A 12,643-nucleotide genomic window follows, 5' to 3' on the forward strand; every position below is an offset into this window, starting at 1 on the left:
GAAAAAAAGATGTTTTTGTGTGCTTCTACCCTATGAAAATGCTTTTTTAGCTATTTGTCATTTTTTATTTCTCGCAGTATACTCGCTTTATTCCAAAAGTTTAGCGGAAGCTCATCAACAAATATTTCCGGACTTCTGAAATAAAATAAAGGGATCCAGTAATAAAGTATTTCGTATCATTTTTAGTTTCATCAATGTCATTTAATGCTTGTTGCCAATATGGATTTATGGAAACACCTACACTTTTTCCAATTCGAATTACTTCTTCCGCTGTCATAGCTCTTGGATATTCGAAGGTAGTTAATAGTATTTCCGAATTCGGAATCGCTTTTAATGTCGTTAGCATATTCTCATAATTTTTATCTGCTAATATGCTGACTATTATTTTTTTAGGCCCCGGATACATTTCGATAGATTGAGCGAATGTTTGTATGCCTTCTGGATTATGCGCCCCATCCAGCATGACAAATGGATTTGAAATGATTTTTTCCATTCTTCCCGGCCAAAATGCTTTTTCCAGTCCCTTTTTGATTGCTAATTCGTCGATTTTGAACGATGAAAATGTATTTAAGTACTGTAACACTTTTATAGCCACAGCAGCATTATTTAATTGATGCAACCCCTTTAAGCCAAGAGAAAGGTTGCTTAGTTCTTCCCCGTAAATTGTTTTGTATGTAATGACACCATTTTCTTCTTTTATAGAGAAGGATTTATTTAATTGCGCAACACTGGATTCATTATTTGCGGCAATAGTTTCTATTACTTCTTGAACTTCTTTTTGAATAGCTCCAGAAACTACTGGGATACCTGGTTTAATGATTCCTGCTTTTTCGCTAGCAATTTGCTCAATTGTATCACCAAGGAATTCCATATGATCCATTCCGATTGTTGTAATGACAGAAACTAACGGAACGAGAATATTGGTAGAATCAAGTCTTCCTCCGAGTCCAACTTCAATAATACCAATATCGATAGACTCATATTCTGCAAAACATAAAAACATCATAGCTGTAATAATCTCAAATTCTGATGGTGGCCCGTAAATTGTTTCTTCCAGCTCTTCCGCAATTGGTTTAATCCTATTAGCTAAAGAAACAATCATTTCATTGCTAATCGGCTCACCATTCACACTTATTCGCTCATTAAAAAGTTCAATATAAGGAGAAGTAAAGGTCCCTGTTCTATACCCCGCTTCTTCTAAAGCATTTCGAACAAAAGTAAGTGTAGAGCCTTTACCATTTGTTCCGGCAATATGTACCCACTTATTTGCTTTTTCTGGATGATTTAGTTTCTCCATCATATATTCCATTCGAGCTAATCCTGGCTTTATTCCTAGACGAAGTGTTCCGTGAATCCAATCTATTGCTTCTTCATATGATTTCAATGTCATTATTTAAACCACCTTAAAACTGACCCTACCACTTCGTTCTATGATAAGGTCAGTCCATTTATTATACTTCTTTTAACGTTTCAATTCTTTCTAAAACAGAGGCTTTTTTCTCTAGGTAATCTTTTTCTTTTAAGCGTTCTTCTGCTACTACATTCTCAGGAGCTTTACTAATGAATCGCTCGTTATTTAATTTCCCTTGTACTCTAGCGACCTCTTTATTCCATTTTTCTAGTTCTTTTTCCAGGCGAGCAATCTCTACTTTAAGGTCTATTAATGCTTCTAATGGAATGAAAATCTCTGCCCCAGAAACAACCGCGGTCATCGCAGTTTTAGACGGTTCTACATCAAATGAAATGGTAACTTGTTCAGGATTACAAAAACGTTCAATATAAGAAATATTTTGTTCTAAAATTTCTTTATACGTATCGTCTTTTGGTTTAATTTCAAGAACAATTTGCTTGCTAAGTGGCGTGTTTACTTCTGCTCGAATATTTCGAACTGCACGAATTACTTCCACTAACGTAGCCATGGCCATAGAAGATTTTGTATCCATTTGTTGTTCATTAGCAGTTGGCCATTCAGCAATCGTGATAGATTCTCCTTCATGAGGTAGGTTTTGCCAAATTTCTTCTGTTACGAAAGGCATGAATGGATGCAATAAACGCATCGTCGCATTCAAAGTATAGGCCAGAACGGATCTTGTTGTTTGTTTAGCAACTTCATCTTCACCGTACAGCGGGATTTTAGCAATTTCAATATACCAATCACAAAAATCATCCCAAATAAAGTTGTATAGCGTTCTTCCAACTTCACCAAATTCATATTTTTCACCTAAGGAGGTAACAGCCTGAACGGTTTCGTTAAGTCGTGTTAATATCCACTTATCACTAACTTCAGTTACATTAGTTAGATCAATTTCACTATATTTCATCCCATCCAAATTCATTAATACAAAACGAGAGGCATTCCAAATTTTGTTAATGAAATTCCATGTGGACTCTACTTTTTCATAACTGAATTTTAAATCTTGACCCGGTGATGAACCTGTTGCAAGTGTATAGCGAAGAGAATCCGCTCCATATTTGTCGATAACTTCAATAGGATCCACACCATTGCCGAGAGATTTAGACATTTTACGGCCTTCAGAATCGCGCACTAAACCATGTATCAATGTGTCTTTAAATGGTCGCTCTCCAGTAAATTCTACAGATTGGAAAATCATTCTGGACACCCAGAAAAAGATAATATCATAACCTGTTACTAAAGTATTCGTTGGGAAGAAATGCTTGAAGTCTGGACTTTCAGTATCCGGCCAACCCATTGTTGAAAATGGCCATAAAGCTGAACTAAACCATGTATCAAGGACATCCTCGTCTTGCTCCCACTCAGCAAGGTTTTCTGGTTCTTTTTCACCAACGTAAATTTCACCAGTTTCTTTATGATACCAAGCAGGAATTCTGTGACCCCACCATAATTGACGAGAAATACACCAGTCGTGAATGTTATCCATCCATGTTTCATATGTTTTTTCAAATCTAGCTGGTACAAAATTAACTTTGTCTTCCGTTTTTTGAAGTGCCAAAGCTTCTGCAGCAAGAGGTTCCATTTTCACAAACCATTGTAGAGAAAGATATGGTTCTACGACAGCGCCAGTTCTTTCAGAATGCCCTACTGAATGCAAATGAGGTTCTTGTTTGATAAATAAATCTAACTCTTTGAAGTCTTGAATAATCGCTTTTCTAGCTTCAAAACGATCTAATCCATCATATTTTCCAGCATTTTCATTCATTGTTCCATTTTCGTGCATAACAATAATTCTTGGTAAGTCGTGGCGATTACCTACTTCAAAGTCATTCGGATCATGCGCTGGTGTAATTTTAACGGCACCAGAACCAAACTCTCTTTCAACGTACTCGTCGGCTACGATTGGAATTTCTCTGTTTAAAATTGGTAGCATGATTGTTTTACCTATTAAGTGCTGATATCTTTCATCTTTAGGATGAACCGCAACAGCTGTATCACCAGGAATCGTTTCCGGACGAGTTGTAGCTACTTCTAAATAACCAGAACCGTCAGTAAGAGGATATTTCAAATGATAGAAACTTCCCTCAATATCTTTATGGATAACTTCAATATCAGATAACGCTGTTTTCGCTTCTGGATCCCAGTTTATTATATATTGGCCTCGGTAAATAAGCCCTTTATTGTAAAGTGTAACAAAGACTTTTTTAACAGCGTCGGATAAGCCATCATCTAGTGTGAAACGTTCTCTTGAATAATCTAAACCTAGACCCAGTTTTTCCCATTGTTCACGAATAAACTCAGCGTATTCTTCTTTCCATTCCCAAGTTTTGTCCACAAAGGCTTCACGACCTAGGTCATAACGAGAAATATTCGTTTCTTTTAGCTTTGCTTCTACTTTAGCTTGAGTAGCAATACCAGCATGATCCATACCTGGCAAGTATAGCGTATCAAATCCTTGCATTCGCTTCATTCGAGTAATAATATCTTGTAAAGTTGTATCCCATGCATGGCCTAAATGTAACTTTCCTGTTACGTTTGGCGGTGGAATAACAACGCTATAAGGTTCTTTGTCCGTATTTCCTTCAGCTTTGAAGAATTCTTTTTCTAGCCACCATTTATATTTACCAGCTTCTACGTTGCTTGGCTCATATTTTGTAGGCATGTTTATTTCATTTTGTTCTATCGTCATAACGCTTCCTCCTTTTTTAAGCAAAATAAAAAACTCTTCTCATCCTAATAAAAGGACGAAAAGAGTATTATTCGCGGTACCACCTTTTTACCTACAGAAAAAAATGTAGGCACTTCATTGGGTTAACGATAGAGAAAATCTACCGGTTATTCCCTACTATGAGTTCAGGAATACTGCTCCAAGGCTACCTTCAGACATTATTTTTGAAAGCTTGCACCAACCGCTTTCTCTCTTTTGAAAAAATAAGTGTCCTACTCTTCCTCTTCATCGCATTTGCTTCTATATACTAGAAATAATTTTAACAAAAGTTTCTAGATTCGTCAATTAGCCACGGAGTAATTTGCAAGTAGTATCAAATGCTTCTAAAGTTTTATCAATTTCATTCTCTGTATGCATTGTAGAAATGAATACACCTTCAAACTGAGATGGCGGCAAGAAAATACCTTGTGCTAGCATTTCGCGATAATAACTGCGGAAGAATTCTAGATTACTCGTTTTAGCTGTATCAAAATTAGTGACTTTTTGGTCGGTAAAGAAGAAGCCAAACATGGAACCCGCTTTATTAATGGAAAGTGGTACTTCTCGTCTAGCAGAAATTTCTGTTAGCCCTTCTTCCATTCGTTTAATTAGGGTACGGAAAATATCATAGTGCTGCGGAGTTAATTGGCGAACTGTTTCAAAACCTGCGTTCATCGCCAGTGGATTACCAGATAAAGTTCCCGCTTGATAAATAGAACCAGCAGGAGCAATTTGTTCCATAATTTCTTTTTTACCACCGTACGCGCCTACTGGTAACCCTCCACCAATTACTTTTCCAAGACAAGTAATATCAGGAGTAACTACGTAATAACCTTGCGCCGAATAATAATCCACACGGAAACCAGTCATTACTTCATCAAAAATAAGTAATGAGCCATATTGGGTTGTTAGTTCTCTAAGCCCTTCTAAAAAGCCTTCGATTGGCGGAACTACACCCATATTACCTGCAACTGGCTCAACGATAACTGCGGCTATTTCTTCGCCGTATTTTTCGAAAGCTAGTTTTGAGCCTTCAATATCGTTGTATGGAACTGTGATTGTATCAGCAGCAAGTCCTTTTGTAACTCCCGGAGAATCAGGTAGGCCTAGTGTCGCTACGCCAGAACCAGCTTTAATTAGTAAGGAATCACCATGACCATGATAGCTTCCTTCGAATTTTAAGATTTTTTCTCGTTTGGTGTAACCACGGGCCAAACGAATAGCACTCATTGTTGCTTCTGTTCCGGAAGAAACCATCCGAACTATTTCAATAGATGGAACTCGCTCGATGACTAATTTGGCTAATTCAGTTTCGATTTCTGTTGGTGTTCCAAAGCTTGTTCCTTTCATTGCGGCATTTGTTATTGCATTAACTACAGATGGATTAGCATGACCTAGGATTAGTGGGCCCCAAGATAACACATAATCAATATATTCATTACCATCAACATCAGTAATGTATGCTCCTTTACCGTGGTCCATAAAAACTGGTGAAGCATCTACTGAATTGAAAGCTCGAACTGGGCTATTTACACCACCTGGCAAGACTTTCTTTGCTTCTTTAAAAGCTTTTTCAGAGTTTGAATAGTTTCGCAAATTTCCTACCTCCTATTTATTTAAGTATTTAGATACATCTTTTGCAAAATATGTGATGATAAGTGTTGCACCTGCGCGTTTCATACTAGTTAGCATTTCTAAAACAATTTTTTCTTCGTCAATCCAACCGTTTTGTGCGGCTGCTTTGACCATTGCATATTCACCACTGACATTATATGCAACTACTGGTAAATTCGTATTGTTTTTTACATCGCGCATGATATCTAAATAAGATAAAGATGGTTTTACAATAAGGAAGTCTGCGCCCTCTTGTTCATCAGATTTTGCTTCTCGAAGTGCTTCTTCACGATTAGCAGGATCCATTTGATAGGATTTTCTATCACCGAATTGTGGCGCACTTCCAGCAGCATCCCGGAAAGGTCCATAAAAAGCAGATGCGTACTTAACAGCGTACGACATAATCGGAATATCGTAAAATCCAGCTTCATCCAGTCCTTCGCGAATTACTTGAACAAAGCCATCCATCATATTAGAAGGAGCAATAATATCTGCCCCTGCCGCTGCTTGACTGACAGCAGTTCGTTTCAGCAATTCAAGAGATTCATCATTTAAAATTTCACCGTTTTCAATCACGCCGCAATGACCATGATCTGTAAACTCGCATAGGCAAGTATCTGCCACAACAATTATTTCAGGAAAATTATTTTTAATAAGTTTAGTTGCTTCTTGGATAATACCGTGATCGTGGTAGGCTTGTGTACCAACTGCATCTTTTTCAGCAGGTATTCCAAATAAAATAACTGCTTTAATACCAAGGCTTTGCACAATACGCATTTCTTCCTCTAATTCATGCAACGGATATTGAAAAACTCCTGGCATCGAGATTACTTCGGTTTTTGGTTCTTTACCATCTTTGACAAAAATCGGATAGATTAAATCATCTGTATGTAAAACAGTTTCTCTCACTAAATCACGCATTGTTTTGGTTTTTCTTAGACGGCGATGTCTATCAAATTGATTTTTCATTTAAATTCCTCCTGTATTATCAAATCAGCTAAGTGCTTCATGGTGAAGGTTTTTGGTTGATATGCGACTGACCATCCATCTGCTAAAATGGCCTCAGTAGTTACATTGCCAATCGACGCAATGCACCAATGTTCTTTTTGATCTGGAAATGTTTTGGCAATCGAATAAAAGTTTTTCCAAGCAGATGGGCTGGCAAAAATAATTATTTGCTTTTCATTTAGTTTTAATTGGTTAGCTAATATTGTTTTAGAATGCTCCGGGAAGCTTGTTTCATAAAGTTCAATTGGAAAAACTAGATGCCCTTTTTCTATCAATGTATCTTTTATTATTGATCTACTTAAATTACTTTGTGGGAGTAAGATACTTGTTTGGTTCGGGTATTCATTTAACCACTCAGATAAAAAAACTTCTGATTGATAAACAGATGGAATAAAACTTGGCGTATAACCAAATTCCGCTAATTTTTCTTCCGTTTTCTCGCCAATAACAGCAAATTTATAATTCGTTTTAACATGTTGGTTTGCGAAGAAATATTCCACCGCATTGACACTTGTCAAAAAAAGCCAGTCCGCCGCTTGTTGTTCTTGATTCAAGTTGAATTTTTTCGGGCGAGTTTCAATTAGTGGAATTGATTCAACTTCAAAGCCATTTTGCGAAAAATAGGCTTGCCAAGGCTTGTTTTTACTCGCTTCTCTTGTTAAAACCACTTTTTTAATCATGTGTTTCTCAGTTCTTTGATAATCGTATCGGCACCTTCGCTTAGTAAATCTTCTGCTACTTGATTACCTATGTCACTTGGATTAGCGCCTGTTTGTTCAGATTCAAGAATGATTGAACCATCCGCGTTACCGACTAAACCTTTAAAATGAATAACATCACCCATTTTCGTTGCGAACCCAGCAATCGGAATTTCACAGCCGCCATTTAATTGCTTCAAGAAAACGCGCTCTGCTTCTACACATACGCCTGTTTCTTCATGGTGAATAGATGCTAGCATATCACGAATTTGTTGATCACTTTCGCGGCATTCAATAGCAAGAGCACCTTGACCAACTGCAGGTAAGCAAAGTTCAGCCGGGATGTCTTCTAGTTTTAAAGTCGTATTTTTCAACCACCCCATTCGGGAAAGTCCCGCTTTCGCTAAGATGATTGCATCAAAGTTTTCCGCGTGTAATTTTTGAAGACGAGTATCAATGTTGCCGCGAATCGGTTTAATAACAAAATCCGGGCGATATTTGAGGAGTTGCGCTGTACGACGGAGACTACTCGTCCCAATAACAGCACCTTTTGGTAACTCATCCAAACTGCTCACTTGGTTAAAAACAAAGCAATCTAGCGGAGATTCGCGTTTTGGAATCGCGCCAATAACGAGCCCTTCTTTCAAACTTGAAGGAACATCTTTCATACTATGTACCGCAAAATCAATTGCTGTATCGCTCAAAGCTTGCTCCACTTCGGAAACAAATAGGCCTTTCCCGCCAACTTTGCTCAGTGTGACATCTAAAATCTGGTCTCCTTTTGTGACAATTTCTTTTATTTCAAAATCGAAGTCAGGATAATTTTCTTTGAGTTTGTTAATTACCCAATTAGACTGGGTTAAAGCTAATTTGCTACGTCTAGAACCAACAATTATTTTTCGTTTCATCCGTTAACCCCTCGTTTCAGCTTGTTCTTTTTCTATTACAGTTAAATCCGTTTCTGTCAAACCAAAGATACGTTTAAAATGTGCAATGCTTGTATCTGCTTCTTCTTCCACAGACATTTCTTTCAATTCTGAGATAGGTTGTTTTAGCATTTGATTAATAATGCTTTTCATATGTTTTCCGATTTGGATGTATTCGCGTTCTGTTAGGCCGGGAAGCTTATTTTCTAGGCTATTCATAGTAACTTCTTGCATATCTAAGGCCTTTTCACGCAAGGCACGAATCACAGGAACGACACCTAGTTGTTTTTCCCATTCAAAAAAGCTTCGAACTTCTATTTCAATCGTATTTTCAAGCTCTTGAACAATTCTTTGACGTTCTAGTGAGTTCGCACTTACAACTCCAGCCAAATCATCAATATCATACAAATGGAAATTGGGAATATATGAACAATCATGTTCAACATTTCTTGGTAAACCGATGTCAATCACAAGCATAGAACTCGCTTTTTGTTCCATTAATTCTTGCATTGCTGCTTGTTTGATGATTGGTTCTGAAGCACTTGTAGATACAAGAACGATATCTGCAAGCAATAAATGATCATTCATGTTTTCATATGCGCCCACTTTTGCTTGAAATTGATTAGCAAGCATTTCTGCATTAGCTTTAGTACGGTTAATTATGGTTATATCTGCAATGCCACTTCCAGCCAGGTTTTGCAAAGCGAGTTCGCTCATTTCCCCTGCACCAATAAGGACGATTTTTTTGTTGTTTAAGGAACCATATAATTTTTTGGCAACTTCCACAGCTGCATAACTGACAGAAACAGCATTTTCGTTAATTTTTGTGTGGTGATGTACTTTTTTTGCGAAAGTAACGACTTCACGGAAAAGTTTATTTAAAAGTGTACCTGTTGTGCCAGTTTGTTTGGCGATTTCGAATGCATGTTTTACTTGTCCGAGAATTTGCGTTTCCCCAAGTACAAGTGAATCGAGTCCCGCGGTTACTTTATATAAATGATTGACGGCTTCTGTTTCCTCATGGAAAAACAAATAAGGCTCAATTTTTTCCATATCCATTTGAAACCAATTAGCCATAAAGCGTTTTAGGTAATATCTTCCTGTATGTATTTGATCGACAACTGCAACAATTTCGGTTCGATTGCATGTTGAAATAATAACATTTTCGAGGATACTTTTTTCCTGCAGTAATGTTACTAAGGCCATTTCTTCTTCAGTTTCTTTAAAAACTAATTTTTCGCGGATGTCGATTGGTGCTGTGTGATGATTCAGCCCCATGGTGAGAATAAACATTCGATAATCCTCCTAAAATCAAATTGAACTCTAATACATTCTACCACTTTTCGATGTGTACACCAAATAGTCCGTTTATGTATTTAGACGGAAAAAAGAGCTGGATTTTCCATTCCAACTCTTTCTATTATTCCATTCCTTCTTTGATAAACTGCCATGCTTCGTCTTTTCCCATTTTTGTTTCAGAGGAGAATAAGACAAATTTGTCATCTGGATCAAAATCCAAAGTTTCACGCACAATTTTAGCATTTTTTTGCCATTTACTACGCGGAATTTTGTCTGCTTTTGTTGCAACAACGATGACAGGAATATCGTAATACTTTAGAAATTCATACATCATTCGGTCATCCTCTGTTGGCTTATGACGTAAATCAACAATTTGGATGACGCCGCGAAGTTGCTCGCGAGAAGTGATATACGTTTCAATCATAACTCCCCATTTTTCTCGTTCGGTTTTCGACACTTTTGCAAAACCGTAGCCGGGTACATCGACGAAGAAAAGTGCTTCTTCAATTTTATAAAAATTTAGTGTTTGTGTTTTTCCTGGTTTTTGCGAAATTCTTGCCATACTTTTGCGGCGAATCATCGTATTAATAAAAGATGATTTTCCAACGTTTGATCGACCTGCAAGTGCATATTCTGGAAGGTCTGTTTCGGGATATTGCTCTGGTCGAACAGCGCTTATTATTAGTTCTACATTATTTACATCCATAATTTTCCATCCTGTTCTATTCATTATCTTTTACTAGTATAACGGAAAAAGAGGAAAAAAGCACCATGAAAAAATACTGCCCCATTATGAGACAGTATTTTTCGAATCAATATTTGCTTACTTCTGCTACTACTTGTGCAATAAAGGAATCTAAATCCATTGTTTCTGAATCCTTAGAACCGTAACGACGAACGTTGACAGAACCTGCTTCTACTTCTTGATCTCCAAGTACTAGTGCATAAGGAATTTTCTTAGTTTGTGCTTCACGGATTTTATAACCTAATTTTTCATTGCGGTCATCTACTTCCGAGCGAAGTCCAGCGCGTTGCAATTTATCTTGTACACCTTTTGCATAATCTAAATGGGCATCTGCGTTGACTGGGATAAGTTCCATTTGTACTGGAGCTAACCAAGTTGGGAAAGCACCTTTATATTCTTCAATTAGATATGCGACAAAGCGTTCCATTGTTGATACAACGCCACGGTGAATAACGACTGGACGATGTTTTTCGCCATCTTCGCCGATATAAGTTAAGTCAAAGCGTTCAGGAAGTAAGAAGTCCAGTTGTACAGTGGAAAGTGTTTCTTCTTTTCCGATAGCAGTTTTTACTTGAACGTCTAGTTTAGGACCATAAAACGCTGCTTCACCTTCCGCTTCAAAGTAATCCATTTCCATTTCGTCCATGGCGGATTTAAGCATCGATTGCGCTTTTTCCCACATTGCATCATCGTCAAAATATTTTTCTGTATTTTTCGGATCACGATAGCTTAGACGGAAAGAATAATCTTTAATATCAAAGTCTTTATATACTTCTAAAATTAGCTCGACAACGCGTTTGAACTCATCTTTGATTTGGTCTGGACGAACAAATACGTGCGCGTCATTTAAAGTCATTCCACGAACACGTTGTAATCCTGAAAGTGCGCCACTCATTTCATAACGGTGCATCATGCCAAGTTCAGCAATACGGATTGGTAATTCACGGTAGCTATGGATGTCGTTTTTATAAATCATCATGTGATGCGGACAGTTCATTGGACGTAAAACAAGCTCTTCGTTGTCCATTTTCATTGTTGGGAACATATCTTCATGGTAGTGATCCCAGTGACCGCTTGTTTTGTATAGTTCCACGTTCGCCATAATTGGAGTGTAAACGTGATTGTAACCAAGACGTTCTTCTTTATCCACAATGTAACGTTCGATAACGCGGCGGATAGTCGCACCTTTTGGCAACCAAAGTGGTAAACCTTGACCAACTTCAATACTATTTGTAAATAAATCTAATTCTTTACCTAATTTACGATGGTCACGTTCTTTCGCTTCTTTTTGCATTTGGATAAATTCTTTTAAGCCGTTTTTATCGAAGAAAGCTGTTCCGTAAATACGTTGAAGCATTTTGTTATTGCTATCTCCGCGCCAGTATGCACCAGCCACGCTTAATAGTTTGAAGACTTGAATCTTACCAGTAGAAGGAACATGGACACCACGGCAAAGGTCGAAAAACTCACCTTGAGTGTAAATTGTCACTGTTTCATCTTCTGGGATTGCTTCAATAAGTTCTAATTTATATTGATCACCAATTGCTTGGAAACGTTTAATCGCTTCTTCACGAGAAACAACTTCGCGCTCGATTGGCACATTTTCACGAACAATTTTTTGCATTTCTTTTTCGATTTCAACAAGCGACTCGTCACTAATAACTGCTTCTGTATCAATATCATAATAGAAACCAGATTCGATTGCTGGACCAACGCCAAATTTCACATCTGGATAAAGTCGTTTTAATGCTTGTGCCATTAAATGAGCTGTACTATGACGCAAAATACCAAGCGCATCTTCATGATCTGGAGTAACAATTTCAATTGCCCCGTCTTCGTGGATTGGAGTTACTAAATCAAGTAATTCTCCGTTTAATTTACCTGCTAATGCTTTCTTTTTTAGCCCTGGGCTGATGGAAGCAGCAATATCCGCTGTTGAAACGCCTGGCTCGAATTCTTTTACTGCACCGTCTGGAAATGTGATTTTCATACTAATCTCTCCTTTTCTTTTTTTAAATGTGGTTAGGAGGGCAAAATAAAAAACCCATCCCTCCTGTTGTCAAGGGACGAGTTTATGCTCGTGGTTCCACCCAAGATTCAGAAATAGTTAAACTTAACTACTTCACTCTTGTCGCCTGTAACGGAGCGATCCGTCTATTATTACTAGTAAAAAACGTTCCTAATAGAAGTTCCAAGGTGGTCCAAATTTAAGTTCCAATAGAAGGTTCCCAG

Annotated in this window: 9 protein-coding genes and 2 other annotated features (1 of these 11 cut by a window edge); all 9 genes read right to left on the reverse strand. The window is 37.6% G+C overall.

The window, feature by feature from the left end:
* Window positions 1-100: 100 nt before the first annotated feature.
* Window positions 101-1,390 (reverse strand): bifunctional folylpolyglutamate synthase/dihydrofolate synthase, encoded by a 1,290-nt coding sequence (locus tag HCB49_RS06310; RefSeq protein WP_185604394.1) that lies wholly within the window; start codon window positions 1,388-1,390, stop codon window positions 101-103.
* 61 nt (window positions 1,391-1,451) lie between these two features.
* Window positions 1,452-4,103, reverse strand: a complete 2,652-nt coding sequence (locus HCB49_RS06315) for a valine--tRNA ligase (RefSeq protein WP_185604395.1) — start codon at window positions 4,101-4,103, stop codon at window positions 1,452-1,454.
* A gap of 48 nt (window positions 4,104-4,151) precedes the next feature.
* Window positions 4,152-4,380, reverse strand: a binding site (T-box leader).
* Between the two features lie 47 nt (window positions 4,381-4,427).
* Window positions 4,428-5,717, reverse strand: a complete 1,290-nt coding sequence (gene hemL / locus HCB49_RS06320) for a glutamate-1-semialdehyde 2,1-aminomutase (protein WP_185604396.1) — start codon at window positions 5,715-5,717, stop codon at window positions 4,428-4,430.
* Between the two features lie 12 nt (window positions 5,718-5,729).
* Complete coding sequence (hemB, locus tag HCB49_RS06325) at window positions 5,730-6,704, reverse strand: porphobilinogen synthase (protein ID WP_185479838.1); 975 nt, start codon at window positions 6,702-6,704, stop codon at window positions 5,730-5,732.
* Window positions 6,701-7,423, reverse strand: a complete 723-nt coding sequence (locus HCB49_RS06330) for a uroporphyrinogen-III synthase (RefSeq protein WP_185604397.1) — start codon at window positions 7,421-7,423, stop codon at window positions 6,701-6,703. The genes hemB and HCB49_RS06330 overlap by 4 nt, the downstream gene beginning before the upstream one ends.
* A complete protein-coding gene (hemC, locus tag HCB49_RS06335; RefSeq protein ID WP_185604398.1) occupies window positions 7,420-8,349 on the reverse strand; it encodes a hydroxymethylbilane synthase in 930 nt (309 codons plus the stop codon). The genes HCB49_RS06330 and hemC overlap by 4 nt, the downstream gene beginning before the upstream one ends.
* 3 nt (window positions 8,350-8,352) lie before the next feature.
* Complete coding sequence (hemA, locus tag HCB49_RS06340; protein WP_185604399.1) at window positions 8,353-9,660, reverse strand: glutamyl-tRNA reductase; 1,308 nt, start codon at window positions 9,658-9,660, stop codon at window positions 8,353-8,355.
* A gap of 127 nt (window positions 9,661-9,787) precedes the next feature.
* On the reverse strand, window positions 9,788-10,372 hold the full coding sequence (yihA, locus tag HCB49_RS06345) for a ribosome biogenesis GTP-binding protein YihA/YsxC (protein WP_003723242.1): 585 nt from the start codon (window positions 10,370-10,372) through the stop codon (window positions 9,788-9,790).
* Window positions 10,373-10,478: 106 nt separating this feature from the next.
* Entirely contained in the window at window positions 10,479-12,401 is a 1,923-nt protein-coding gene (thrS, locus tag HCB49_RS06350) for a threonine--tRNA ligase (RefSeq protein WP_185604400.1), read from the reverse strand.
* A 69-nt stretch (window positions 12,402-12,470) separates the two neighbouring features.
* Window positions 12,471-12,643 (reverse strand) — a binding site (T-box leader); it runs 58 nt beyond the window's last position.

This window comes from Listeria cossartiae subsp. cayugensis (assembly GCF_014229095.1).
Taxonomy (GTDB): Bacteria; Bacillota; Bacilli; order Lactobacillales; family Listeriaceae; genus Listeria; species Listeria cayugensis.